Below are 25,707 nucleotides of genomic sequence, written 5' to 3' on the forward strand. Positions count from 1 at the left end.
ATGTCGCAATCTCTACTACAGGTCGTAGTTTCGCGGTACGGTAAAGAAGTGGCCGACGACAGCGTGGGGAGCAGCGAATGAGAGCTATTACCAGGACACGGCATTACGTGCAGGCTATACGGCAGACTCGGCGACATCGGATGGATTTGGTCGGCTGGTTGGCGCGCAGACCATTGCTGCTGCTCGGCTCCGTCGGATACGAGACCGCCATGCTGTTGAGCAATCGCCTCGAGCCGAAGCTCAAGGATCTCGCCGAGCTGAAGGCCGCCGGCATGGTGAGCTGCGAATTCTGTCTGGATATCGGCTCCGTGCTAGCCCGAGCGAGCGGCCTCACCGAATCGCAGATCACCGACTTGCCGCGATACGCGACCAGTGACGCCTACAACGAACTGGAGAAGCTGGTGATCGCGTTCGCCGAAGGTATGACGACCACACCGGTGGTCGGAACCGAACTCGAGGAATTGCGCACGCGGTTGCTCGTCCACCTGTCGGAGGCGCAAGTCGCCGAGTTGGCGGCGACCGTTGCCTGGGAAAACCAGCGCGCTCGGGTGAACCAGGCGCTCGGCGTGCGTCCGACAGGAATGTCTGACGGCATGACCTGTGCGCTGCCGGAGCGGCCGGTCGGGTAGCCGCGCACGAGTCGTCGCCGAGGAAGTCCTCGAGCAGGATTAGCAGGGCTTCGGGAGCGTCGAGCGGAATGATGTGACGTACATGGGTGACGACCGGCGCCGCTGGCGAGATCGGTGGCTTGGTCGACCTGCTGAACTCGGTAGTGCCGTACACATACGCACAATAGTCGCCAGGTTCTCAGGAAACTCTCAACAAACCTGCGCTCAGATCTCAGGACCGGCCCGTTCAATGATCCGTAGCTGCCCCGCCGGTCCGCTCTAGCCTGGCGGGGCAGCGCCAGCTTCGGATGGTCGGCGCGGCGCCTGGAAGGTCGGTGGCGACGCGGAACGGTCCTGATCCGCGTCGCCGCGCATCAGGACCGTTCTCGACGCTGTATCAGAGGTCGAAGCCCTTACAGGTAGGCGCCACAGACCGGCCAGGCGCCGGGACCTTGGGTGGCGAGCACGTTCTCCGCGACGCGGATCTGTTCGGCCCGGCTGGCATTGCTGGGGCTACCAGAGCCGCCGTTGGCCTCCCAGGTGCTCTGGGTGAACTGCAGACCGCCCGCGAAGCCGTTGCCGGTGTCGATGCCCCAGTTTCCACTGCTCTCGCACTGCGCGACGCGATCCCAGTTGTGGCCGCCCTCTGCGGACGCGGTAGCGGTGGAGAGGCCGAACGGTACGGCAACGAGGGCGCCGACAACGGCGGCGGTGCCGAGAGCGCGGGTGGTGAACTTGCGGTTCTTAGACATATGAATTCCCTGCCTGTGCCCAACCGGCCCGCGGAATCTGCACTCGGGTCCCTGCCCCCAGGAATGTCGGGGATCCTCGAACCGTGGGGCAGGGTTGCCGGTGTTCGGCGATTCGAGTTAGAACCGGACGTTGATCCGGGCCGCCAGCGACGGTAGCGGAGAAGTCGCTGTAGATCACGCTGCGATAACGTACGGAATGCCTGAACTAGTCGATGAGACTAGTACTGTTTCTGCAGTTCGCGTCGAAAAAATCAGTTATTCAGGTCTGCTGTAATTCGTTCGTTATGTGTTTGAGATCACGGCGAAATAGTGACCTATGTCGCGTCTGAGCCCAGCTGAGACCGCTCCGGGATTGGCTTTCACGCACACGACGGCGAGCCGATGCTTTGTGTGTGACGTGCCGAGATGAATGGGTTCGCGCGGGCTTCATCGAACTTCGCCGGTTCGGCGCTTCGTCGCGCTTTCCATATAACCGCACCTCAGACGGCTGAAGATCATGCGTTCAGCTGATGGATCGGGTGTCGGGAATGTGAGTTCGGCGCCAGACTGTTGAGCCGCGCGCGCGGTCGAGACCATGTCGTCGGCGCGGTCGCCGAGTCCCGGCCGTCGGTGCGCTCTGCGTTAGTCACCGCCGCGTGATCTGGGTGGTGCGGCGGCGAGTTCCTTGCGGGTCTGGAAGTGTGATACGACCCGCTGTTAACGAGGGCTCGGGTGATTGCTGGAGTCATGCTGGAACATGTTTTGAATGTGATCTTGATAGCGTGCATCCAATTACGGGACGATTGTGAAAGTGTCCGATGGCTAATGCGATGCGATCGCTTCGTGCAGTGAATCCAATGCGCCCGAAGGGATTCAGAAAGTCGACCGCGCGATACAACAAATCACTGCTGCCGGATTCTTCGGAAATATTTGCCGCGAAACATATTTCGTTGACACTGCGCGGCGCTGGCGCTGAATCACCTTGGGGAGGGTGGTGTTTGCGCACGCCCGGCTTGAGTCGCCGGGGCCTCCTGTTGGAAGATTCCGAGGATTTGCGGCATGGCTACACGGGCCGTGGCGCCGTGGTCGATGGCGCCGAGGTCAACCAGTGTGGCCTTATCGCTGTGCAGCGCTCGCAGACAGTGTTCGGCGTTGGCGTAGGGAACATTACGGTCGCCGGAGGCGGCGTAGAGGTGGACCGCGACGCGTGGTGTCCAGTCGCAAGTGCCGTCGCTGTCGGTCATGGCCTGCAACGCGGCTCCGGTGGGATGGGTGGCCAAGGCGATGAACTGCGGTGTCAACAACTGTTGCGGTGTGGTGAGTAAAGCTGCGCCGATGGCGATCTCGTTGTGGTTGCCGTCGAAGAGCTCCGCCATACGCGCCGCGTAGGGGGGTTGAAACGCCTCGTCCGGAGTGTTGTAGAAGTGATAGATCAGGTTCATCGAGGTGACCCAGTAGCTGAAGTAGATCACCGCGCTCACCGGAATAACCCGGCCATCGAGACCTGCTGGTATCTCCACATGGTGCACGTCGTACGGCCCGCTGACCGGTGCCAGTGCGGCGAGACCGAAACCACTCGCCTGGCCACCCTGTAATGCCTTGCCCAAGGCCGCCGCGGCCTGCCCACCCTGGGAGAAGCCGGTCACCAGGATATCGGGATCGAACTCGCGCTGCTGCCCCTCGGCCACCCGGCGAGCCGCCCGTAACAGATCCACCGACGCGCTCACCTCCGATGGCGCATGCACATAGGGGTGGAAACCGGGGCCTTCACCGAGGCCGAGGTAGTCCGGAGCCAGTGCCGCGTATCCCGCGGCGGCGAACATGATCGCGCGAGCTCGGTCGGGGCCATCGCTGTTCACCGATGGCGCATCCTGCTTGCGTGTCATCGTGCCATGTTCGTAGCTGACCACGCGTAATCGGTGAGAGTCCGTGCGCGGCAAGACGACCAGCCCGCTGGCGGTGGTAGTTCCGCCGCTGGGGGAGGTGGTCCGGTACACGACACGGTAGGCGTCGACACCATTGTGGGCAGTGGTCTCGATTTTGCCCTGAAGATATGCCGCAGTCTGCTCCGTTGACATCTGCGCGACCGGCGTGGTCGACACGATCTCACCATCCGCCGGCAGGGTGGCGGTCGTCGCGATACCGCCGCCTGCGGTATGCCCGGCGTCGCTCCCGCAGGCGACCGACCCACTCCACAGTGCGAACACGGCGACGACGCCGACCACGCAACACTTGGATCCGATCATGAATGTGCCTTTCCGAGCCATTCACGTACTGCATTCGATCGTAGAACCCGGTGGCTATCCGACACGACCCCGCGCGTGTACGATTCGCCCGAATAACCCCACCGCGGGAGCTCGGGTACGGCCGGGCTGAGAGGGCGAACCGACGTTTCGCCGACCGCATGAACCTGTCCGGGTAATGCCGGCGTAGGGAGTAGTGCATCAGGCATGTCCGCACCCACTCAGGAGAGTTCCCAACCGCACGAGGCGCCGCTGACGCTCGACGAACCTGCCCCAAAGGTGCTGTCGTTCTGGGATCAGAGCGCGTTCTGGGCCAACCTCGGTGTCAGTCTCATCGCGTTCTCCGGCGCCTACACGGTGCTTGCTCCCAACACCGAATACGCCCCGCAGATTTCTATCGCCGCAGGCATCATCGCGATGATCCTCGGGACCGTAATCGGCGGACTTATGCTCGGACTGGCCGCGGTTCCTGGCGCGCGGACCGGCAGGCCGGCGATGGTCCTGCTGCGCGGGTTGTTCGGCGCGAAGCTCAGCTATGTCCCGACCGTGCTCAATATCGCTCAGCTGATCGGCTGGGGCACTTTCGAATTGATCGTCATCGGCAGTGCCGCGGACGAACTGTTCGGCGGCGGTCCGCATTGGCTGTATGTGGTGGCCGCGGGCGTGCTGACGACGGCGCTGACGATTTGGCCGCTCGGCTCGGTGCGGATGTTGCGCCGATTCGTGACAGTCGGCGTTGTGATCGCGCTGGTCTGGTTCTACGTCCAGTTCCTGCACAAGGGTCTGCCCGACCTGACCACCAATCCCGGCCCGAAGGGCAGCGGTCCGTTCGGTGTCGACTGGAGCCTGTTCTGGATCGCGACCGACGCCGCGCTGGCGGTCTCGATCTCGTGGGTTCCGGTCGCCGCCGACTACACCCGCCACTCGCGCAGCACCCGTGCCGCGTTCGGTGCGGCCAGCGCCGCCTACTCGATCACTCAAATCGTCGCCTACGTGCTCGGGCTGTTCGCGCTGGCCCTTGCCACCGGTGACGGCGGCCAATACTCACCGTTTCTCCAGGTCAGCCTCGGCGGGATCTTCTTTTTCATTTTCGTGTTCCGCGAGGCCGACCAGTCCTTCGCCAATGTGTATTCCACCGCGGTGTCGATCCAGAACCTCGCGCCTCGGGCGGACCGCCGCATCTTGTCGATCGGTCTCGGCATCCTGATCACTCTGCTCGCGCTGCGGCTGAACATGGAGAACTACTTCGGCTTCCTCGGACTGATCGGCTCGGTATTCGTGCCGCTGCTCGGTGTCCTCGTCGCCGACTTCTTCTTGCGCGCCAACGGCGAATGGAACACCGAGCGCGACGCACCGTCACGCTGGGGCATGATCTTCGCCTGGCTGGTCGGCCTGTCGATCTACCAACTCATCAACCCCGGCGACGCGGGCGTCTGGACCGATTTCTGGGTGAATGTCCAGGAGCAGCTGCACTTCACCAAGCAGGCGTGGATGAGCGCGTCAGTGCTGTCCTTCCTCACCGCGGTGTTGGTCGCGTGGGTTGTCGGACGAATCTCGACCATGCGGAAATCGGTCCGGTAGCAACGCAATTCGTATGTAGTGCTCACACGGTCAGCGGTTGGCGGCCGGGCCGGGTGCGCCGCCAGGCGACCGCGAGGAAAATGATCAGGCCGAGCAATGGCAGCGAACTTATGGTCCAGCTCAGCGGTAGTGGTGGCCCCGGTTGGTCGAGTATCTCGATGCCGTCGAGGGTTCCTTCCCCATGCCCGAGTGGGCCGTCGATGGCGAAGGTGAAGCTGTAGGCGCCAGGGGAGTCGAACGCCCTGATATCCAGACCCCAGGAGTCGCGCTTGCGCGGATGACGCACCAGTGGCGCGGCCTTGCGGCCGGGTCGTATCGCCGGGCCCGCCAACCGCAGCGTGCCGGATTTATCGGCGATCCCGCCCTCGGGCATGAAGGTGAAGTCCAAGGACTTCATTGCCCGGATCGGCCAGGTGGAGAACCCGACGGTGACGTCATACGGGCCGACCCGGACACGCTCGGTGTGGACGATGTCGACCGGCGCGTACGCGGATGCGGGAGACATCGCGACCAGTGACAATGTGACAACCGCGAGCAGTGTCACGGCGAGTCTGCGCAGCATGATCATCGGACTTCCTCCGCCACCGGTGTGAGCAGCATCGATGTGAATCGGCCACCGAGAAATCCCGCCAGCAGCCCGAGCGGAATCCCGAGGATCGCAATCAGCGCGACCTCGCCGATGGTGATATGCGAGGAGGCATGGGTGAGGTTCAACTGCAATGGGAACGTCACGGCGACAATCACGCCCGCCACGGCACCCGCCACCAGCACGATCTTCTTGGCGTCGTAGCCGCGCGTGCGGACGAGCCAGAACAGACCCTCGACGGCCAGTGCCGCCACGATCATGAACATCGGCATGATGGCGGGCAGCGCCGGTGGACGCCCCGTGAGACCGTCGCGCAGCGGAAGCCCGATCGCCGAGGCGTAGGTGTGCGCGGCCCATGGCGAAAACCACCACAGAATCACCTGCATGGCGCCGAGGGACGCCGCGATGGCGACGGCCGCACCAGGTCGAGCGAGCACCGCCGCACCCAGGATGAGTAGTAACGGCCCGAACAGCACGATCCCGACGATGGTCGGATCGACAGGTAGTTGCAGGTTGTACAAGGCGTTGGTGGGGAACGGAGCGAAGGTGATCAGGATCGGAATCGCGAGGACGATCCCGATCCGACCCCAGAGTTGGTCGCGATGGGATGCGAACACCATCACGCTGCCGATCATGGTGACCCAGATCGACAGAAACAGCGCAACGTGCGACGGAGTGTTCAGCACCGCGTCGAAACCGTAGATGGAATGCCACTCCAGGTCGAGTAGTCCGTAGAGCAGGAATGACGCGGCGCCCGCTCCCGCGACCATGTATCCGAGCGGCGCGGTGAGGTTACTGCCGAACACCCGAATCGGTGTGCCGCCCATGCGCGGAACCGGTCGTCCGGCGCGTTGGGCCGAGGTGGTGATGAGCACCATCGCGAGACTGGCGAATCCCGCCAGAGCGCTGCCGGAGTACAGGAGCAAATGGGGGAGCGTGAAGAACGTATCGGGGCCGACGTCGTCGTGCCACTGGATATCCCAGCTGAGCCCGACCAATGTGACCGCGGTGCCGAACAGCACGACCCAGGCGCCGATACGGGCCGCCGTGCTGTTGTCGGATGTGGATGTCGGCGCGGCCTCGGCGTTACTCGGGGCCGGCCCGGTGCCTTCGGACGCTTCGGGTGGGGCTGGGGTGCTCATGACGGACGATCCTTCCTCTGGTCGTACTCCGGCGGGTGTATCCGAGTTCTGCGTGGTGCGGCGCGGTATCAGCCGCCGACCCATAACGGCACGGTGAGTTGGTCGATGCCGTTGTGTGTGTCGATGGACAGCCGAAGTTCCCACGGTCCGGTCATCATCAGTGGCACCGCCGCGACGTGGAAGTGGCCCGATCCGGCGGCGGTCGCCACGACGGGCGCCCCAGCATGACCCATGAGCGGCTGGATCGCCTGAACCCGCAATGCCGCGTGGCCTATCGGGGTTCCGGTTCGATCGCTGATCGCGACGTCGATATCGGTCGTGCCGACGCGAACAGTGTCGATAGAGATGCTGACGAGATGGTCCGGTGTTCCGGTCTTCAGCACGACCGGACCGGGCGTGCTCGGCCACAGCCGCCACGCCAGGGCGGCAATCACGATGGCGATGACAACACCTGTGACAGCGAGAAAGCGGTTAGACCGTGCGGGTGCGCTGGCTCCGGAGTCGGCAGTCGACGCGTTCATCGGTGTGCCCCAGCAGCCTGGGCCGCGGCGACGTCGAGCACGACGGGAACGGTGAGCACGCTGAACTCTCGTTCGACCTGAATCCACAGTCGGTAGCGGCCCGCGACGGGGAAAGTGAAGGTGAACGGAACGTCGGGCCCGTAGGCGGCCACGGTCTCGTCGGGGCCGCTCTCACCGTTGGCGGGGGGCATGATCATCGCTCCTCGTCCAGCGTCTGCCGCGCTGCTCATTCCCGGCATGTGCGTCATGCCGCTCATCTCCGGCGTGTGCGTCATGTCCGGCATCGAGGTCGGTCCCATCGAATGGGCATGTCCCCAGATGGGCGAATTCTGCACTGCCGCAGCAATATCGACGCCATCGGGCAGTGGTCCCGCCATGATGAGATGCCCGACCATACCCAGCCACGGCTGTAGGTCGGCGGTATCGCCGACCTCGGCGGTAATGGTGGTGGGTTCTCCGGCCACCGGAGTGGTCGTGCGCACGGTGATGGGGTTCGTTTCGACGACCGTCGACGCCGCACCATCACCACCGCCGAGATGGATCGGAACCACTGACGCTAACGTCGTCGTACTGGGTAGGACCGTGAAACCAGTTGCCGCACGGACCATTTGGACTCCACCGCCCCGGCGAGCCAATTCGACCGACAGCGCGTGCCGGCCGCTCTCCGGCGCGGCCAGATGGACCCGGTAGCGCCCCGGCTCGGTGCGGATCGGATGTAGATGCGACAACCGGCCGCTCGGACCGACCACCAGCAGATGCAGCAGCGCGCTGTCGTGGACGAGTAGATCGTCGACCGACGCGCCAGTGGCCGCGTCGGTGAGGACGAGATCGAGATCGCCGGGCTGACCGGCTGTGATCGGACCGCTCTCGACCCTGAGCAGGACGGGCGGACGGGAGAAGTCGGAGATCTGCGGCTGGTTCAGCGTGTAGGGGTCGGTGACGTTGTCCACGCTCGGGTCGAGCTGACCGCCGGGTTGGGGAGGCAATGGAAACGACGCAGACAGCAGTGCGGCGGTCACCGAGACCGCGACTCCGGCCACCATCCCACCGGCCGGAAGCAGCGCCCACGCACTGTGCCTGGCTCGTGTCGCGATCAGTACCGAGACCGGCAGCAGCACACCCGCCACCAGGAACCCGCCGTAGACGAGCCGCTCCGGCGGCGAGGTGACCTGCTCGGGCACGATGAACGGTATCCGCGCCACGCGCTCGCCGTCGCCGATGGCCAGTTCCCACGGCCCGGCCCGGTCCATGTCCAGCGTTGCCGAGTACATACCGGGTGTATCGCCCAGCGCGACAACGGTTTCAGCGGTGGGTACTCCGGCGGCAGGCAGCGCCGAGCCTGTTTCCGCGCCCGTCGGGATCGTCGCGAGAGTGAGTTGCCCGGCGGCGGTGCCGGTGTGGGCGACCACATCGACGCGCAGCGGACCGGGCACGCTGGTAATCCGGCGCAGCACAATCGTGAGTTCCCGATCGCCGAGGGTCTGCGCGACCGAAACATCCGCGCCGGAGGACGGTGAGTCGGCGAACGCGAGTGCCGACCCGGCAGAGGCGAGCACGGCATACAGTCCCACGACCAGCAGGACGCGGCGAACGGTGCGAGCGGCAGCAGTCACGCCCGTCATGGTAAGGACGCGAACGCGCGAGATCATCACCTCCCGTGGGGATTTCGAGTCCCTCCCTGGAGTGATGTCAGCGGCGAGGAAATCCCGGATAATGCGCGTCCACGTTGTGTAGGGTTGGGCGGGTGACGGACTCATCGGTCGGTTCTCCCGCCGTGCCCACCCTGTACGAATGGGCTGGTGGGATGTCTGCGTTCGAGGCATTGACGACCGCGTTCTACCGCGAGGTACTGAAAGACGATCTGGTCGGCCCGCTGTTTCGCGGCATGGATCCGGGGCATCCGAAATACGTCGCAATGTGGTTGGCGGAAGTATTCGGCGGACCCGAAACCTACAGCGCCGAGCGCGACGGCTACCGCCACATGGTGCGGCAACATCTCGGCAGGGCGATCACCGAGCCGCAACGTCGCCGCTGGGTGAACCTTTTGATGGACGCCGCCGACAAGGTCGGCCTGCCCGCCGACCCGGAATTCCGCGCCGCCTTCGCCTCCTACATCGAGTGGGGCACTCGCATCGCGCATACGAACTCCCAGCCCGACGCCCACCCTCCGCTGGAGGCTCCGGTACCGCATTGGGGCTGGGGTGTGGCGCCGCCGTATCGGCCGTAGAGTCGATAGCGCCCATGGCGCCGGGCGAGAGTGGACCGTGCGCTACACCTCGCGCCAACAAGGATGAATCCTGTTGAAGTACATTCCGCGTCTGGTCATGTTCCTGGCCGTTCCCGCTGTGTTGTTCCTGCTGCCCTGGTGGACGCTCGTCGAGGCCCCGTCTGATGGCACCGGGCCACTGTTCTGGCTTGGATCGGCCGTGTTTGTGCTCGGTTTCGTATGCCTGCCCGCGACGATGTTCCTCGGGCACGGGCCCGCGCAGTCGGATCCTGCGTCCATGGTGGGCGACACGCTGCTCGGCGTGATGTGGGTGGTGTTCAGCTGGTCGGTGATCGGCGATATCGTCGGTGTCGGCTTGTTCGCCGGGGGCGTCGACGATCCGGCGCGTGCGCGGATCGTCGCGGTGGGCGTTCTAGTGGTGTCGGCCGCGCTGGTTGCCTGGGGAGTGTTCGAGGCGCGGCGGGTGCCGAGGGTTCGTACTCTGGACGTATCGATCGCCGGACTCGGGCCTGGACTCGATGGGCTGCGCATGGTGGTCATCACCGACACTCATTTCGCCGCGCTGAATCGGTTGCGCTGGTCGGAGAAGGTGGTCGACGTCGTCAATGCGCAACACCCTGACATCGCCTGCCACGCGGGCGATCTCGCGGATGGATCGGTGGCAAAGCGACGCGCGCAAGTCGACCCGCTCGCGAAGGTCGAGGCCGAGCTCGGCAAGTTCTACATCACCGGCAATCACGAATACTTCGGCGACGCGCCGGGCTGGATCGAGCATATGGCATCGATCGGCTGGCAGCCGCTGCGCAATCAGCACGAGATGGTGAGCCGTGGCGGCGACAGCCTCGTGATGGCGGGCATCGACGACCCGACCGGCGTCGGTCTGGACGGGCACGGCCCCGACCTTTCCGCGGCGCTCGCCGGTGCGGACCCGCAGCTGCCGGTGGTGTTGCTCGCACACCAGCCTCGGCAGGTCATCGGCGCCGCGGAAGCCGGTGTCGCGCTGCAGATCTCCGGCCACACCCATGGTGGCCAAATCTGGCCGTTCCATTATCTGGTTCGCCTGGAGCAGCCGGTGGTGGCGGGTCTGAGTCGTCACGGCGCGGACACTCAGCTCTATACGAGTCGCGGTACCGGCTTCTGGGGGCCGCAGCTGCGGGTGTTCGCGCCCAGTGAGATCACGGTGTTGGTGTTGCGTTCGCGCTGACAGCACCGAGTAGTTCCACGCTGCCGGGCACTCTCGGGTGTGGTCGATGATGGAACGCTCTGCTGGTGAACCACATGAATGCCACTGGTGGACAGTGGATTTGCTGGCCGGGGGTGGCAGGCCGACCCGGCACCGTCAGAATCTAGGTGTGACCGAATTCCTGCTGTCGCCCCAGCGGCGAGACGAACTGGCCACCCTACTCGGCGACGACACCCGTCTGCGCACCGAATATCCGGCCGTCGCGGACTATCTCGACACGGCCGCACGACTACCCGGCACCGGGGACGACGCCGCCGATCGTGCGTTCGATATTCGGCTCCTGCACTATCTGACCGGCGGCCCGAGCGAGAATCCATACTGGGACATCGTCGCTCCCGCCGTAGCCGCGGGTGCGCGACAGTCTGTCCGCAGGGTCGTCAATGGCGGCCGGGAAAACGGAAGCGCGCGTCTGGCTTACGCACAGACCGTCCTGCAGGCCGCATACGCTTACGCCATTCCCGCACCCGAGACGCTGCGCTGGATCGCCGAGATGTGCGATGGCAGACGGATTCTCGAGATCGGGGCAGGACGCGGGTATTGGGCCGGTCAACTGGCCAGGACCGGTGTGGAGGTGCTGGCATTCGATTCCGAACCGCCCGGCATCGCGCAGAATCTATCGTTTCCGGCTGCCGCGGGTCAGCCTGCCAGCTGGTACCGGGTCGGTGAGCTCGGCGGTCTGTCGCGGTTGCGGGCCGCGGGCGGCGAGGGCGAGGCCGTGCTGCTGCTGTGCTGGCCCCCTGGCTGGGGCAACACGATGGCATCCGAAGCGCTGGCCTCCTACCGGCGGGCTGGTGGTGATCGTGTGATCTATATCGGCGAACCACGCGGTGGTAAGACGGGTGATGACGCCTTCTTCGACGCGCTCGACGCCGAGTGGCAGCTGATGGGACAGGACTCGAATTTCGTGGCGTGGTGGAACCTCGACGACACCGCGCAATGCTGGGGACCGCGGTCTTGATATCGGCGATTCGCAGTTACGTATACACAGTTGCGTATACACTCGGCGAACGTTGCTGAAAGGAGGTTTACGATGCCGCAACCAGCGTATGTGTCCATCGCGGGCGAGATCGCGAAGAAGATTCGCACCGGCAAGCTTTCGCCAGGTACACAATTACACAGCTATTCGGAAATGGCTGAGCTGTACGAGGTTTCGGGTGTGGTGATCCGTCAGGCGGTCGCGCTGCTACTGAGTCAGGGGCTGGTACGGACCATCCCGCGAAAGGGCACATTCGTCGCGGAGCGGCCGGATCTGGTCCGGGTTTCGCCTGAGCGTCAGTTCGAAAGCGTGGAAGGTTCGTTCGGCAATGAGTCCGACCGTCATGTTCATGTCGATCGTGAAGTTCGCCGGGTGTCCGCCGGCGCGCACGCCGAGGTGCTCGGTATCACTCCCGAAGACACCGTCGTGCACGTGATCACCAAGGTCACCGAGGACGGTCGACCGATATCGATCTCCGATACCTACCAGCCGGTCGCGCGGCTCGAGACCGCGCCGTTGTTCCTGGAAGAGGCGATCGCCGATCGACACCCGACCGCCGACCACGCAAGCTGGCTCGGCACGGCGGCCGGCGATCTCGTCAAGACCGTCCATCAGCGCTTCCTCAGCGACGCGGAGGACGTAGTGATGATCTCCAACGTGAGCTACCCACGTGATCGCTACAGCGCCTTCGTCTTTCGGATGAAGCTCGATGACGGCCGCGAGGCCGTCACATGGCCCGCCACCTCGAACGGAAAATTATGAAACGCGCCATCGGGTTCTTGCGGCACGATATCTCCGGCAGTGACCGGGACGTCCACGAGAGGGCGATCAACGACCTCGCCGCGGCGGAGGGCTACCAAATCGACACGATCTTGGCCGTCGGCCCGGATGTCACCCACCCATTGAGCCGTATCCTGGTGGCGGTCAGCCGGATACACGCCGACGCGGTGATAACCCCCGGCCCCGATCATGTCGCCGACTTCGCCCGCGCACTGCTGGTGGTCACCGATCTGATCACTATCGCACCGCCGCGGACCGCGCGCCGCGGAGTCCGGCACAAGACCGATCTGAACAGCTCATGACCGAACGCAAACCGCTGGGCACGAGTTTCGAATCGTGGATCGATAAACAGATTCGCGAGGCGACAGAACGAGGTGAGTTCGAGAATCTGGAGGGTGCGGGGAAACCGATTCCCGGCTCCTCGGACGATGAGAACTGGTGGCTGAAGAACTATTTGAACCGCGAAGGCGTGCGCGCTGACGGAATGCTGCCGCCATCGCTGCTGCTGCGCCGTGATGTCGAACGGCTTCCCGAGACGGTACGGGAGCTGGACACCGAGCGGCAGGTCCGCGCCGAGGTTGCCGAATTGAACCGGCGCATTATCGAATGGTTACGGCTGCCGGACGGACCGTGTGTCCCGGTGTCCCCGGTGAACGCCGACGATATCGTCGCGCGGTGGTGCGAGGAGCGCGCCGCGGCGAGCGTGAGCAAACGTGAGCAACAGCCGCGCCCCGAATCGAAACCTCCTGCCATAACACCGAGTGGGTGGTATCGGCTCGTTGCTCGGATCCGTGGACGCCGGTGAACCGCGCGTAATTGTGGCCCGCGTGCGGGTGATCAGGACAGCGGCACCGGTCCGTCGCCAGCGGGGCCGAACACCGACTCCACGGCGAAGCCGTGGCGCATCGGCTGCGCTCGTCGTGCCCTGGGCCGGGTCGTTTCCCGCTGCTCGCGTCGGGCGGCTCGTGCTCCCAGCACGGTGCCGGTCGCCAGCGCGATCATCATGGGCACCAGCAGTGCTATCGCCGTCATCGGTTCACCTTCTTCATCCATACCTCGTGTTGACTGCCCGGAGCGGGGCGCCTCTGGGTAATGCCTTTTCCATCACCATCGGCGCATTCCGTGTTACGGCGGTCCGAATAACTACTGGTGGGAGGCGGTTCGGTGGTATCGCGGGCAATCGCCGTCGGCTCGGGAGCGCGCCGAGGCCGTGCCGGGCGTGCGGACGGCACAAGAAGCCGACAGACGAACGAACAAGGAGTGAGCCGTCATGCCTTACACCTGGGTCAGGTCCGCCGGAGGCCCCCTGCTGATCGCCCCCGAATCAGAACTTGATCACTGGGACGGCGCATCCGGCGACCTGGACGGACCCGTAGAAACATGGGGCGACTACGGCCGCGCCTGCTCGATCGAGGGATACATCGGGCTGGTCACGATCGGCTCTCAGCAGGCATTGGTCCTTGGAGACCAACCCGCCCGCACGACATATCTCCCAGCCGAGCGGGTGTTCCTGCGATGGGAAGCGGCAGACTCCGCAGAAGAACTCGTCGCCGCAGCGCGGCAAGCATTACAAGAACACATCACCCGTCGTAGCCGACGGCACCGTCAGCCGTGCGTGGACGCCATTCGTGGGGCGTGTTTTATGCCGATGTGCGGTATCAGGGCACCCAGGGCGAACGAACCCGGGCCGATTATGGCGATGAGAAAGAAAGACCAGCAGAACAGGACGGCGGTTTCGCCGCCATTATCGATCGGCAGCACGCCGTGCCTCAGGTGTACGAATAAGTACGCGTACGCCATCGCTCCCGAACACAGTAGGGCCGCGATTCGGGTACCGATTCCGAGTGCCACCAGGGCGCCCGCGACCAGTTCGATGGCACCGGCCCACCAGTTGGGCCAGTTGGGGAACTCGGCGGTGTGGCCACCGAGCGGTGGCGTGGGTTTCCCGAACAGGGTCGACAGCCCGTGCACAGTGAAGGACAGGCCGACAAGGATGCGGAATAGGCCGAGAACGATCGCGCCCGCGCTGCCCGGTTTCGGGCCTGCGGTGGCATCGGTGGTCAGCAAATGCATTACACACCTCGAATCGTGTGGACAACCGATGGTCGGCAATGCCATCGGTAACTGTCACTACGGTCCGTGGCGGCAGAAAGTTCAGTCCGGGAGGGATCGGTGCTGATGAGAGACTATTTCGGCTGATCCGGAACGGCCTGACCAGTGGGTGCGACGGTCGGCGTCGGCTGGCCTGTCGTGCCGGCCTCGGACGTGGGGGCGGGCTGCGCGGTTGTCGTCGGGGACGCGGTCGTGGCGGGTTTATCCGCCCATTTGCTGGTCCCGTCGGCGGCCTGCAGCGTGGTGAGCAGGTCGATGCCGGTCGCGATGAGTGTGGGGCCGCCCACCACGATCGTGCCGAGGATGCCGCCGATACTGGCGCCGGTGGCAAACCCGGCGATACAGCCCGCGGCGATGGTGAGCACACAACCGATCGTCGCGCCGATAGCGGTTCCGACGAACCCGCCGACCGCGGTCGCCAGGCCGAACTGGCTGGCGAATTCGTTTCGGGCACGCTGGTTTTCGACCAACGACGCCACCGGCGCGGCGACCAGTGGCTGGGAGATCGTCAACTCTTCGGGCTTGCGCGGCGTCAACTCGAGGACAGTGGCATCCTTGGTCACCTCCGACCGCACCGGGATACCCGTGCCCGCGACGCGGAACTCCAGCGGCAACGTCAGCACGATATGGCCGTCGCTGTCCTTCACATCGACCACGTCGACCACATCGGCGTTATCGGCGATCCCGCCAGTGGGATCGACAAGCTGTCCGTCCTGTTCGACGAGCCTGCCATCGACTCCGGAGTCGAGCTGATCGCGCAGCGCTTTGGAGGTCTCGAATCTGCCACCCTTCAGCGAGGTGACGACCGTCTTGTCGACCAGCTTCACCGAATAGCCGATGTCCTGACGCGAGGGCTCGGCGGCAGGCTGGGCGTGCACGGTTCCCGCACCGATGGTGACCGCGCCGATGGCCAGTAGCACCGCTCCCGTTGTGCCACGCAGTTTCATTCGATTGTCCGTTCCGTCATCAGGTTTCGTAGCTGCGTCTTCCCACGAGGACCCGCGCACGCCGACGGCGCAAGCCAAGCAGATGAGGTCGGTCGCAGCCTAGAGGACGCGAACATGGGATGCCAGTGGCGGGTCCGGTGTCTGCCCTCGGCAGACACAGCCATGGACACGAGCTCGGCGGCGGTAGACCGGAACCATGATCGAGACATCGCAGCCCGACTATCGCAGCCAACTGACCGACCGATTGTTCCGACACCGAACCATATTGCTGACCGGTGAGGTCAACGACGCCATGGCCGAGCAGGCATGCAGTGAGATGGTGCTGCTCGCGGCCGCCGATCCCGATCGCGACATTGTCGTCTACATCAATTCGCCCGGCGGATCGGTGCTCGCCGGGCTCGCGATCTACGACACCATGAAACTGGTTCCCAACGACATCGTGACGGTCGCGCTCGGATTCGCGGCGAGCATGGGGCAGGTGCTGCTTGCCTCGGGCAGCCATGGCAAGCGCATCTCGCTGGCCCACAGTCGGATCATGATGCATCAGCCGTCAGCCGGAATCAGCGGCACGGCAATGGATATCGCGATCCAAGCCGACAATCTGGACTATATGAAGCTGCAGTCGGAACAGATTCTAGCGGCGGAGACCGGGCACACCATCGAGGAGATCGCTCTCGACAGCGACCGAGACCGGTGGTTCACCCCGGAGCAGGCCCGAGACTACGGGATCGTCGACCAGATCGCCGACAGCTTCACCACCATCGCGCCGTTCGCGGCCGGACACCGGGCGGGGTTGTGATCATGTCCCAGTACACGATTCCCAACGTTATCGAACGCACCCCCAACGGGGAACGGTCCTTCGATGTGTTCAGCAGGCTACTGAACGAGCGAATCATCTTCCTTGGCACCGAGATCGATGACGGCGTCGCCAACGTCATCATGGCGCAGCTGCTGCATTTGGAGGCGGAGTCACCCGATCGTGAGATCGGTTTGTATATCAATTCGCCGGGCGGTTCGTCGACGGCGATGCTCGCCATCTACGACACCATGCAGTTCCTGCGACCAAAGGTTGCGACCTATTGCATGGGGCAGGCCGCGTCGGCTGCCGCAGTACTGTTCGCGGCGGGCGCACCCGGCAGCCGCTACGTACTCGCCCATTCGCGCGTGCTGTTGCATCAACCGTCGACGCAGGGCCAGGGCACAATCTCGGATATGGCACTGCAAGCCGCGGAGGTGCTGCGGCTGCGCGCGGAGACCGAGAAGATTCTCGGTAAGCACACCGGTCGCACGGTGGCGCAACTGCGTAAGGACACCGACCGCGACCGGATCTTCACCGCCACCGAGGCCGTCGAATACGGCCTCGCCGACGAGTTGATCCGTACTCGAGACTGACGTTCAGGCCGCCAGCATCTCCACTCGTGGCTCGGAGACCGGGCGCTGACCCAGCCGGCGTACCGCGCCCAGTCTCCGAGCACCCCGTACAAGTAGATGTTCCAGCGGCAACCCGAGCTCGGTGCACACTGATCGCAGCATCTCTGAAGACGGTTCTTTGCGACCGCGCTCGATCTCCGACAGGTACTGCTTGGACATACCGACCGCGTCGGCCACCTCGGCGAGCGTCCGCTCCTGATCGCGTCGCTCGTCGCGCAGGATCGCGCCATAGACATCGCGCAGCAGCGGCGCGGCGGCACCGGTCCGGTGCGGCATCGCTCGCCGGCGCCAGACACCGAGATCGACTACGATACCGTCCTCATCAGCTGCCATACCGCGAGTCTCGCACTTTCCCCGCACGATGCCGGCCGTGTTCACCGACAGGAGAATTGGCCGCGACACCGCGCGATGTGGGCTCCCGATATCGGCCGGGTTCGTTATTGTTCGAGAATGCCTTCGATCGCTACCGCCCGTCACGCGGAGCTTCCTGAAGTCCTCGAATTCCTGCGCGGTCGCCACCGCGGGTTGCTCTACACCGTGCGTGCCGGCGGTGGTCCGCAGCTCTCACCGGTCACCTGTGGGGTCGACTCCGGTGATCGAATCGTGGTGTCCACCTATCCCGGAGTATCTCCGGCGAGCATCCGGATTGGTCCGAATACCGTACCGCGATGCAGCGCCAGGACAAGTCGCTGATCCGCATCCAGATCGAACGCTGGGGTCCCATCGCGACGGGGGGGGGGGGGATTCCCGGCACGCCTGGTGGATTGAGCCGCAGACCGGGCGCGCCTGCGACCAGATCCGATTACTCGCGCAGGGCCGTCCGCACGAAGCCCTGCGCGCTGTCGAGTAGTTCACGTGCCGCTGCCGCGTCGACCCCCGCGAGGCGCATGACGATGGCGGTTTTCGGATGACCGTCCGCGGCGTTCAAAAGCGAAGCGGCAGTGGCCGGGTCGACTCCGGTGGCCTCGGCGACGATGCGGCGGGCGCGGTCGATGAGTTTGGCATTGGTGGGGTTCACGTCGACCATCAGATTGCCGTAGGTTTTGCCGAGGCGGACCATGGCCGCGGTCGAGAGCATGTTGCAGACCATCTTCTGCGCCGTCCCCGCTTTGAGGCGCGTGGAACCGGTCACGACCTCAGGACCCGTCTCGACCTCGATCCCCACATCGGCATGGGCACTCAATTCGGCCCCGCGATTGCACGAAATCGCCACTGTCGCAGCACCTATCGATCGGCCGTAGCGCAAGGCCCCGATCGCGTACGGGGTGCGTCCGCTCGCGGCCAGCGCCACCACCACATCGTCCGCGGTGAGGTGCACGGCGGACAGGTCCGCGACGGCACGCGCCGGATCGTCTTCAGCGCCCTCCACCGCCTGGGTGAACGCAGACGATCCACCCGCGATGATCCCGATGACCTCACCGGGATCGGTGCCGAATGTTGGCGGGCACTCGACGGCGTCGAGCACGCCGAGCCTGCCGCTGGTCCCGGCACCGATGTAGACCAACCGGCCACCGCGCCGCCGGGCGGTGACGATCAATTCGATCGCCCGCGCGATATCCGCCACAGCCTCTGCCACAGCCTCCGCCACGCCCATATCCTCGGCGTTCATGACGCGTAGCAGCTCATCCACCGACATGGAATCGAGCGCGGTGGTGTGGGGATTGGACTGCTCGGTGGTCAGTGCTGCGATGTCATTCATCGTGGCTCCTGTGTCGCGCGGGCGGTCGGCGAATCGGTAGCCCCGGTCCGACGATCGGCCACCGCCTCATAGGTGCGTCGCAATGCCCTCGGTGCCGATGGTGTGCGCTGCAGGACTCCGACGTAGAGCGCGTCGACGATCAGGAGTTGGCTCATTCGGCTCGCCATCGCTGCGGAGCGGAAGCCGTCTTCCCGTCCGGCGACCAGAATCGTGTGTGCCGCCGCTCGAGCCAGCGGGGACCGTGCACCCGCCGTGACGGCGACCGTCGTTGCCCGGCCGCTCGCGGCGCGCTCGACGGTCTCCACGACGGCGGAGGTCTCGCCCGAGTGCGAGAAGGCGACGATCACGTCGCCCGCTTCGAGCAGGCTCACCTGTACCAGCGCTTCGTCCTCCGATGTGCAAGCACCGCACCACATTCCGATGCGCGTGAGCTTCTGTGCCATATCCATGGCGACGAGCCCGGAGGCGCCGATTCCGACGAGCTGTACCCGTCGCGCACCGACCAGCGCGCCGACGACCGCCTCCATTGTTGCCGGATCCGCGAGTTCGGCGGTGGCGAGCATTCCTTCGGTTTCGAAGGCGGTGAGCTTGTGCAGCACTTTCGACAGTTCGTCATCGGCGTCGATATCGGTTGCGAAGACCGGCGAACCGGCTTCGCGCTCCGCTGCGGCGAGTGCGAGCCGCAACTGCGGATATCCCTCGTAGCCAAGGGTTTTGGCCAGCCGGACAACGGCGGATGTGCTGCTGGTCGACAGTTCGGCGAGTTGATTCACCGTCAATTGCGCCGCGCCCGCTGGATCGTGTTGGATCACTCGCGCAACCCGTTGACCGGTTGGGGTCAGTCTCGGCAGTGCAGCCAGTAGTCGGGTGCGGAAGTCGCCGCTGTCGGTCATGGCTCACCCGACCAGCGTGAGTCGTCGCGGGGCTGCGGGCAGTGCCGGAAAGTCGAGTCGCGCGGCGCCCGGTGTTATCGAACCGAGCACGGTCGCACGGGTAGCGCCGGTGCGGGTCGCGTCATTGCCGGGCAGACCGTGGATGGTGAGGAACCCGAGCACGGCGAAGGCCGTGGCCTCCTTAGCCTCCGACGGCAGACCGAGCGTGTCGGAGCTACACAGTTCGGCGGGGCCGAGGCGCGCGCCGAGCATCGCCATCAGTGTGGGGTTGCGGGTGCCACCGCCCGATACGATGACTTCGGTGAGTTCGTAGCGTGCGAGTGCGTCGGCGATGGTATCGGCGGTCAGCGCGGTCACAGTGGCGACGATATCGTCAGCCGACATCGTGCGGTGCCCCAGCACGGACTCGAGGTAGGCGCGGTTGAACAACTCCTTGCCTGTGGTCTTCGGTGGCGCGCCACGATAGTAGGGCTCGGTGAGCAGTACTTTCAGCAGTTCATCGTCTACCTTTCCGCGCGCGGCCCGGATGCCGTCGAGGTCGAAATGTTCGGTGCCGCCGGTGCTCAGCTCTACGGCCGCGTCTATGAGGGCGTTTCCGGGGCCGGTATCGAATGCCACCGGCGAGTGCCCGATAACCGTCGCATTGGCGATGCCGCCGATATTGAGTGCGGCGCAGCGCCCGGGCTGTCCGGCCAGCCACAATTCATCGAATAGCGCGACAAGCGGCGCGCCGTGGCCGCCCGCGGCGATATCGCGGGAGCGGAAGTCGCTGACGACCGGCAACCCGGTCCGTTCGGCGATCCAGGCCGGTTGGCCGAGCTGCAACGTGCCGTGCGTTTTGTCGTCATGGACCCAGTGATAGACGGTTTGCCCGTGCGATGCGACGAGATCGGCTGTGCCGTTGAAGAACTCGCGAACCGCCGCGTCGGCGACCTCCGCGAATGCCTGTCCGATGGCGGTGTCGAGGCGGCAGACCGCACCCATGTCGATCGGATTCGGCGGCAGCGCGCCGATGAGTTCGGAGCGCAACCATTCCGGGTAGGGCCTGCTGAGTTGGCCGGCGATGCGGACACGAAGAGTCCGGTCCCGCGCCGTGATTTCCGCGGCGACGGCATCGATCGCATCGTGTGAGGTCCCGGACATCAATCCGATCACGCGCATTAGGCCACCGCCTCGACGAGGTCCGGCGGCATCGGCTCCGGTGCGGGATGAAAGCGGCTGGTGATGCCTCCGACGACAAGCGTCACAATCACGCCGATGGGCACCAGCCATTGTGCGGCGATGCCCTTCTCGGTCACCTTGCCCGCGACCGTGACGTCGATCTTGATCACCCGTACCACGAAGGTCATTACGATCACGGTGACGACGAACGCCACGATCGCGTCGAACTGGTTGGCGCGCTTGATGAGCCGGCCGAGCAAGAATGCGCCGAGCAGCGCGCCGTAGGTGTATCCGGCGATCGTGAGGGCGGTGAGATACACATTGCCGGTGGTGGCGCTGAACCCCATCGCGAACAGAGCCATGAGCACCGCCCATACCAGCGTCATGATGCGGGCCAGGTCCAGCAACGCCTTATCCGACAGCGCCTTCGGCGAGAAACTTCGCACGATATCCGCGACAGTAGAGTTCGACATCGAGTTCAGCGCCGAGGACAACGAACCCATTGCGGCACCGAGGATGCCCGCGACCAACAATCCGGATATTACTACCGGTAGGCCGTGCAGAATGAAGTTCGGATACAGGCTGTCGGCGCTGGAAAGACCGAGCTCCTTGGGTGTTTTACCCTCGTAGTACGACCACAGCAGCGCACCGACAAGGGAGAACGCGGCGAACTGAATGGCGACGAAGACACCCGAGGCCATCATCGCCTTCTGGCTGTCCCGCAACGACTTCGTCGCGAGGATGCGCTGCACGATCAGCTGATCGGAGCCGTGCGAGGCCATCGCGAAGATCGCGCCGCCGATGATCGCGGTCGGCAGTGCGAAGGTGCTGGTGAGGATGTGCGCGAGACCGAAGTCGGTATCGAACACGCGGAACTTGCCCGCGTGCAACGCATCCGACCATCCCGAAGCGCCGACGTGACCGGTGAGCACACAGATCGCGATGAGCGCGCCGGTGATGTAGAGACCCATCTGCAACGCGTCGGTCCAGATGACGGCCTTGATACCGCCAAGGTAGGTGTACACGACCGTCAGCAGCGTGAGCACGACGATGATGACGTCATAGCCGAAATTCAGCCCGAACTCGCTGAGTAGCAATTTGATCGGGATCGCGGAGGCGAACAGTCGCACCCCCTCGGCCAGTAGCCGGGTGAAGACGAATGTCACCGACGCGACGCCCTGCAGGTAGCGGCCGAATCGAAGTTCGAGGTACTGATAGGCGCTGACGAACCCGCCGCGCTTGTACAGCGGGATCAGCGCGATCGACACGATGGTCCGGCCGATGATGTAGCCGAGTGCCAGTTCGACGTTGCCGAATCCCTGATCGGTGTAGGCGCCGCCGGGAACGGAGATGACGGTGAGCACGCTGGTTTCGGTCGCCACCACCGAGAAACACACTGTCCACCAAGGCATTCGGCCCTCGCCGACGAAGTAGTCACTGCTGGAGGTCTGCTTGCCGGATAGACGTAGGCCGATCCACGCGACCACGACGAGGTAGATGACGATGACGGCGAGATTGAGTGCGTTCATCGCAACTCCCCGGTGACGCAGCGGACGAATTGCAAATAAGTGTCAGGCGTCACGCGTTGGCTGTCAATGAGTTTCAGCCAATTCGTACAACCATCGATTCGAGCGTGGTCGAGGTGTCGAGCGCGAGCAGCATGGCGCCATCTATTGGGCCGCCGTGGGATTCGCGCCGTTCGATCACCTCCGCTATCGAACGATTCAGCGGATCCAGCAGCGCCGCACCGAGTTCGACCAGCCCGCCGGTAATCGCATACGGCACCGGAGGATGGATTCCGGACTGGCCGATCGCGGCGAGTACCGTGCTGGCGAGGGCATGGCCCGCGGCGGTCATGATGGTGGCCGCAACATCGTCGACTGCGGCGACTGCCGCGACGACCGGTGCGAAGCGAGCTGCGACCAATGCTGGATTATCGTGTCGGCCAAGGTGCTTCGGCAGCTCGTCGAGGCCGATTCCGTAGCGATCGGTGGCTGCCGCCGCGAGGACGGTCTCAGGTCCGCGCCCGTCGTGAGAGCGCAGCGCGGCGCGCAGCCCTTCGACGCCGATCCATCCGCCACTGCCCTCGTCGCCGAGTAGCGGACCCCAGCCGTCGACTCGCGTGAACCTTCCCGCTTCGTCGACCGCGGTCGCGACGGCGCCGGTGCCGACTGCGAGGACAACGCCGGGCGAGCCTCCCAGCGCCCCGGCGTGCGCCGTCACGGCATCCGAGGTCACCGCGACCGCCGCGACTCCCGGGAACTCGGCCAAAAGCCGGGCGAGTAGCACGGCGGCGTCCGGTGCGGAGGCCGCACCCGCAGCGCCCACCGACAGTATGAAAGATGTTCCCGGCGAACCTATCTGGTCTATGACGCCCCGGATCGCCTGTTCGGCGGCGTTGACCCCGCCGGCGTTGGCGAGGCCAGGGGAGCCGGCCACCTCGGCGGATCGAATTCGGCCATCTTCGGATCGCAGGGCGCCACGGCAGCCGGTTTTGCCGAGGTCGATCGCAAGCACATGGCCGGTCATGCGGACCATCCTCGCATCGCACCAACCATCGCCAAAAGGCCCGCGGCTAAGTGACCCGACGCGGCGAAATATCAACAGGACACCGATCCGATCGCCTACGATGCCAGGAAAGCGCGCGTATTCAGTTTCCGCCAGCGACGGTTGCGCGGACATTACGGGTCCGCGCCGGATCACGTCCTGCGGTTGGCGAAACTACGCCGCACCCATCTAATCGACTCGGCACGATCGGTCAGCGCAGTCATGCCGTTGGCCGATGCCGAGAATGCGGTGCAATGCGCTGGAAACCATGTAGGGCAACCCGATTCGGATTGCTCGGAAGCCGTGACATGAAGCCGGTCAACCCGGCTGACATATTTCGATCGGATGATGGCCGGACACCTGGATGAACGGAGTATCGGCGGAACCGTCGACGTTGGGGAGCAATTCGATCGCGCTGGCTCCGGCAAGGATGATCCCGGCCGTAGCGAGGATCAGCGTGAAAGGCTTCATCGTCTACCTCCCTCGGGGTGAAATGGGCCCGAGCTCGCGAATCAATCCAAACTTCCGCGACCCGCGAGTGTCCACTCCCATACACATACGGGGCACGTTCGGGCGGGGGCCGACACTTGCCGGTGACGGTTATAGAAGGCGTTCCCCAAGGTTCGTGGGCTAAACCCAATACCGTTCAGTTAAGTGTTCAGGCGGTATTGTGTCGGTGTGCCTCGTGGTGGATGGGTGAAGCCGGCCTCGGATCGTCGTCTGTCGGATTTGGTGTCGGTGGGGTTGTTGACGAGGGTTTTTCCGGCTGATGTTGTCGATGAGGTGATCGCTGAGGCGGGACGTACGCAGCAGCGGCATCGTGCGCTTCCGGCTCGTGTGATGGCGTATTTCTCGATCGGGATGGCGTTGCATTCCGAAGGCTCGTATGAGGATGTGTTCGCCCAGTTGACCGATGGTCTGTCGTGGTCGTCGGGGTGGTCGCAGTCGTGGTCGCCGCCGTCGAAATCGGCTATCTTCCAAGCACGTTCACGTCTGGGATACGAACCGGTGCGTGATCTGTTCTTCCGTGTCGCGCGACCGGTGGCGGGGGTGGACACGCCCGGTTCCTGGCTGGCGGGACGCCGTTTGGTGGCCATCGACGGCACCTGCCTGGACCTGGCGGACACGCCCGGCAACGCCGAGTTCTTCGGACGCCCGGCGTCGAGCCGGGGCGAGAAGTCCGCGTACCCGCAAGCACGTCTGGTCGCGGTGGCCGAGTGCGGGACACACGCGGTATTCGACGCGGTCACCGGCCCGTGCGCCACTTCCGAGACCGAGATGGCTCGCGAGCTGTGCGGTCGGCTCACCCCGGGGATGCTGGTGCTCGCCGATCGCGGCTTCTACGGATTCACGCTGTGGAGACAAGCCGCCGCCACCGGCGCCGACCTGCTGTGGCGGGTGAAAACCAATCTCCGGCCCCAGCACGTGGAAACCCTGCCCGACGGGTCGTGGCTGGCGCGGATCGTCCCCACCTCGGGGGTGAACCGCGCAAAGACCGCACCCTCGATGGTGCGGGTCATCGACTACACCCTCGACGACGGGCGCGAGCACCCCGAGCAGTATCGACTCCTTACCACGATCCTCGACCCCGACCAGGCCGGCGCACACGATCTGGCCCTGGCCTACGCGCAGCGATGGGAGATCGAGAACACCTTCGACGAACTGAAAACACACCAGCGCGGCCCCCGCGCGGTCCTGCGCTCGAAATCACCCGAACTGGTCCAACAGGAAATCTGGGGGCATCTGTGCTGCCACTACGCGATCCGCACCCTCATGCTCGACGCAGCCACCCAGGGCGGGCACGACCCGGACCGGATATCTTTCACCGCAGCACTACGGATTACCCGTAGATCCTTGTCCCACAGCACATTTCCCCCCTCGCAACCATAAGGCTGCCGGCAGCGCGCCATCGACAAACTACTCCAACGCATCAACCCGGCACGCCGACGACGATCCAACCCGCGCGTCGTCAAACGCAAAATCCTCAAATGGGCAGCCAAACGCTCACACCACGCCCAGCACCCCCAACCAACTCACGACCCAAAGGCCACCATCCGCACCCCTTAACTGAACGGTATTGGGGCTAAACCGCGTCGACGGGTTCCGGCCGCCGCCGCGTCGAGGCCCTCACGAGCTGGTGACCTGTACGGGTTCGTTGGGCACCGAGAGCCGGAACTGGGATGAAGTCGGTTCGGTCGGCATTGCGGCGACCAGCCCACCACCACGCGCTACACGATGTCCTCGAAGTCCGCCCGGTCGACCGCACCGATGCACCCGTC

At 64.8% G+C, this 25,707-nt stretch carries 26 protein-coding genes, 3 pseudogenes and 1 riboswitch; of the genes and pseudogenes, 13 read left to right on the plus strand and 16 right to left on the minus strand.

Going from position 1 to position 25,707, the window contains the following annotated elements; translation table 11 throughout:
• The first annotated feature begins 77 nt into the window (after positions 1-77).
• Positions 78-629, plus strand: a complete 552-nt coding sequence (locus LKE06_RS25090; protein ID WP_228001824.1) for a carboxymuconolactone decarboxylase family protein — start codon at positions 78-80, stop codon at positions 627-629.
• A 395-nt stretch (positions 630-1,024) separates the two neighbouring features.
• Here the strand turns inward: LKE06_RS25090 and LKE06_RS25095 are convergent.
• Positions 1,025-1,360: pseudogene (locus tag LKE06_RS25095) on the minus strand (transglycosylase family protein); the annotation flags it as partial.
• A 956-nt stretch (positions 1,361-2,316) separates the two neighbouring features.
• Positions 2,317-3,585 carry a hypothetical protein gene (locus tag LKE06_RS25100; protein WP_228001825.1) on the minus strand — a complete coding sequence of 423 codons (1,269 nt, stop codon included), beginning with the start codon at positions 3,583-3,585 and terminating at the stop codon, positions 2,317-2,319.
• A 93-nt stretch (positions 3,586-3,678) separates the two neighbouring features.
• A riboswitch (TPP riboswitch) is annotated at positions 3,679-3,794 on the plus strand.
• Between LKE06_RS25100 and LKE06_RS25105 the strand changes: the two genes are divergently transcribed.
• Positions 3,790-5,163, plus strand: a complete 1,374-nt coding sequence (locus tag LKE06_RS25105) for a purine-cytosine permease family protein (RefSeq protein ID WP_228001826.1) — start codon at positions 3,790-3,792, stop codon at positions 5,161-5,163. (Overlaps the previous riboswitch by 5 nt.)
• Before the next feature lie 22 nt (positions 5,164-5,185).
• On the opposite strand, the gene LKE06_RS25110 is transcribed toward LKE06_RS25105, so the two are convergent.
• The 4 genes from LKE06_RS25110 to LKE06_RS25125 form a co-directional block, all read right to left on the minus strand.
• The gene (locus tag LKE06_RS25110; protein WP_228001827.1) at positions 5,186-5,731 is read right to left on the minus strand and encodes a hypothetical protein; all 546 of its coding nucleotides are present in this window, start codon (positions 5,729-5,731) and stop codon (positions 5,186-5,188) included.
• A complete protein-coding gene (locus tag LKE06_RS25115; RefSeq protein ID WP_228001828.1) occupies positions 5,728-6,891 on the minus strand; it encodes a hypothetical protein in 1,164 nt (387 codons plus the stop codon). The genes LKE06_RS25110 and LKE06_RS25115 overlap by 4 nt, the downstream gene beginning before the upstream one ends.
• A 68-nt stretch (positions 6,892-6,959) precedes the next feature.
• Positions 6,960-7,412 carry a FixH family protein gene (locus LKE06_RS25120; protein WP_228001829.1) on the minus strand — a complete coding sequence of 151 codons (453 nt, stop codon included), beginning with the start codon at positions 7,410-7,412 and terminating at the stop codon, positions 6,960-6,962.
• Entirely contained in the window at positions 7,409-9,025 is a 1,617-nt protein-coding gene (locus tag LKE06_RS25125) for a DUF8832 domain-containing protein (RefSeq protein ID WP_228001830.1), read from the minus strand. Before LKE06_RS25125 ends, LKE06_RS25120 begins: the two co-directional genes overlap by 4 nt.
• 131 nt (positions 9,026-9,156) lie before the next feature.
• On the opposite strand from LKE06_RS25125, the gene LKE06_RS25130 reads away from it, so the two are divergent.
• The 6 genes from LKE06_RS25130 (at position 9,157) to LKE06_RS25155 (ending at position 13,443) form a co-directional block, all read left to right on the plus strand.
• Complete coding sequence (locus LKE06_RS25130; protein ID WP_228001831.1) at positions 9,157-9,639, plus strand: group II truncated hemoglobin; 483 nt, start codon at positions 9,157-9,159, stop codon at positions 9,637-9,639.
• A gap of 73 nt (positions 9,640-9,712) precedes the next feature.
• Positions 9,713-10,843: a metallophosphoesterase gene (locus LKE06_RS25135; protein ID WP_228001832.1), complete on the plus strand. Its 1,131-nt coding sequence runs from the start codon at positions 9,713-9,715 to the stop codon at positions 10,841-10,843.
• Positions 10,844-10,991: 148 nt separating this feature from the next.
• Positions 10,992-11,840: a class I SAM-dependent methyltransferase gene (locus tag LKE06_RS25140; RefSeq protein WP_228001833.1), complete on the plus strand. Its 849-nt coding sequence runs from the start codon at positions 10,992-10,994 to the stop codon at positions 11,838-11,840.
• A 72-nt stretch (positions 11,841-11,912) separates the two neighbouring features.
• Positions 11,913-12,620 carry a GntR family transcriptional regulator gene (locus tag LKE06_RS25145; protein WP_228001834.1) on the plus strand — a complete coding sequence of 236 codons (708 nt, stop codon included), beginning with the start codon at positions 11,913-11,915 and terminating at the stop codon, positions 12,618-12,620.
• Complete coding sequence (locus LKE06_RS25150; RefSeq protein WP_228001835.1) at positions 12,617-12,940, plus strand: hypothetical protein; 324 nt, start codon at positions 12,617-12,619, stop codon at positions 12,938-12,940. The genes LKE06_RS25145 and LKE06_RS25150 overlap by 4 nt, the downstream gene beginning before the upstream one ends.
• Entirely contained in the window at positions 12,937-13,443 is a 507-nt protein-coding gene (locus LKE06_RS25155) for a DnaJ family domain-containing protein (protein WP_228001836.1), read from the plus strand. Before LKE06_RS25150 ends, LKE06_RS25155 begins: the two co-directional genes overlap by 4 nt.
• 32 nt (positions 13,444-13,475) lie before the next feature.
• Here the strand turns inward: LKE06_RS25155 and LKE06_RS25160 are convergent, their stop codons facing one another.
• Entirely contained in the window at positions 13,476-13,670 is a 195-nt protein-coding gene (locus LKE06_RS25160; protein WP_228001837.1) for a hypothetical protein, read from the minus strand.
• Positions 13,671-13,908: 238 nt separating this feature from the next.
• Here LKE06_RS25160 and LKE06_RS33355 point away from each other — a divergent pair.
• A pseudogene (locus LKE06_RS33355) lies at positions 13,909-14,202 on the plus strand (Imm21 family immunity protein); the annotation flags it as partial.
• Between the two features lie 41 nt (positions 14,203-14,243).
• Here the strand turns inward: LKE06_RS33355 and LKE06_RS25170 are convergent.
• Both LKE06_RS25170 and LKE06_RS25175 read right to left on the minus strand, forming a co-directional pair.
• Positions 14,244-14,711 carry a DoxX family protein gene (locus tag LKE06_RS25170; protein WP_228001838.1) on the minus strand — a complete coding sequence of 156 codons (468 nt, stop codon included), beginning with the start codon at positions 14,709-14,711 and terminating at the stop codon, positions 14,244-14,246.
• A 113-nt stretch (positions 14,712-14,824) separates the two neighbouring features.
• The gene (locus LKE06_RS25175; protein ID WP_228001839.1) at positions 14,825-15,697 is read right to left on the minus strand and encodes a DUF8020 domain-containing protein; all 873 of its coding nucleotides are present in this window, start codon (positions 15,695-15,697) and stop codon (positions 14,825-14,827) included.
• A 199-nt stretch (positions 15,698-15,896) separates the two neighbouring features.
• Between LKE06_RS25175 and LKE06_RS25180 the strand changes: the two genes are divergently transcribed.
• Positions 15,897-16,496 (plus strand): ClpP family protease, encoded by a 600-nt coding sequence (locus LKE06_RS25180; protein WP_228001863.1) that lies wholly within the window; start codon positions 15,897-15,899, stop codon positions 16,494-16,496.
• A gap of 2 nt (positions 16,497-16,498) precedes the next feature.
• Positions 16,499-17,089: a ClpP family protease gene (locus LKE06_RS25185; RefSeq protein WP_228001840.1), complete on the plus strand. Its 591-nt coding sequence runs from the start codon at positions 16,499-16,501 to the stop codon at positions 17,087-17,089.
• Positions 17,090-17,092: 3 nt separating this feature from the next.
• Here LKE06_RS25185 and LKE06_RS25190 read toward each other — a convergent pair whose 3' ends face one another.
• Positions 17,093-17,404 (minus strand): helix-turn-helix domain-containing protein, encoded by a 312-nt coding sequence (locus tag LKE06_RS25190; RefSeq protein ID WP_228001864.1) that lies wholly within the window; start codon positions 17,402-17,404, stop codon positions 17,093-17,095.
• 174 nt (positions 17,405-17,578) lie between these two features.
• Between LKE06_RS25190 and LKE06_RS25195 the strand changes: the two are divergent.
• Positions 17,579-17,865, plus strand: a pseudogene (locus tag LKE06_RS25195) (pyridoxamine 5'-phosphate oxidase family protein); the annotation flags it as partial.
• A 65-nt stretch (positions 17,866-17,930) separates the two neighbouring features.
• Here LKE06_RS25195 and murQ read toward each other — a convergent pair.
• From murQ to LKE06_RS25225, 6 genes are all read right to left on the minus strand, one after another.
• Positions 17,931-18,827 (minus strand): N-acetylmuramic acid 6-phosphate etherase, encoded by an 897-nt coding sequence (gene murQ / locus LKE06_RS25200; RefSeq protein WP_228001841.1) that lies wholly within the window; start codon positions 18,825-18,827, stop codon positions 17,931-17,933.
• On the minus strand, positions 18,824-19,720 hold the full coding sequence (locus LKE06_RS25205) for a MurR/RpiR family transcriptional regulator (protein WP_228001842.1): 897 nt from the start codon (positions 19,718-19,720) through the stop codon (positions 18,824-18,826). The genes murQ and LKE06_RS25205 overlap by 4 nt, the downstream gene beginning before the upstream one ends.
• 3 nt (positions 19,721-19,723) lie before the next feature.
• Positions 19,724-20,881: an anhydro-N-acetylmuramic acid kinase gene (locus LKE06_RS25210; RefSeq protein ID WP_228001843.1), complete on the minus strand. Its 1,158-nt coding sequence runs from the start codon at positions 20,879-20,881 to the stop codon at positions 19,724-19,726.
• Positions 20,881-22,410, minus strand: a complete 1,530-nt coding sequence (locus LKE06_RS25215; RefSeq protein ID WP_228001844.1) for a sodium:solute symporter — start codon at positions 22,408-22,410, stop codon at positions 20,881-20,883. Before LKE06_RS25215 ends, LKE06_RS25210 begins: the two co-directional genes overlap by 1 nt.
• Positions 22,411-22,483: 73 nt before the next feature.
• Positions 22,484-23,410 (minus strand): N-acetylglucosamine kinase, encoded by a 927-nt coding sequence (locus tag LKE06_RS25220; RefSeq protein WP_228001845.1) that lies wholly within the window; start codon positions 23,408-23,410, stop codon positions 22,484-22,486.
• A 336-nt stretch (positions 23,411-23,746) separates the two neighbouring features.
• A complete protein-coding gene (locus LKE06_RS25225) occupies positions 23,747-23,899 on the minus strand; it encodes a hypothetical protein (RefSeq protein WP_228001846.1) in 153 nt (50 codons plus the stop codon).
• Positions 23,900-24,106: 207 nt separating this feature from the next.
• Between LKE06_RS25225 and LKE06_RS25230 the strand changes: the two genes are divergently transcribed.
• Positions 24,107-25,318 (plus strand): IS4 family transposase, encoded by a 1,212-nt coding sequence (locus LKE06_RS25230; protein WP_228001751.1) that lies wholly within the window; start codon positions 24,107-24,109, stop codon positions 25,316-25,318.
• The last annotated feature ends 389 nt before the right edge of the window (positions 25,319-25,707 follow it).

The organism is Nocardia australiensis, assembly GCF_020733705.1.
Classification (GTDB): domain Bacteria; phylum Actinomycetota; class Actinomycetes; order Mycobacteriales; family Mycobacteriaceae; genus Nocardia; species Nocardia australiensis.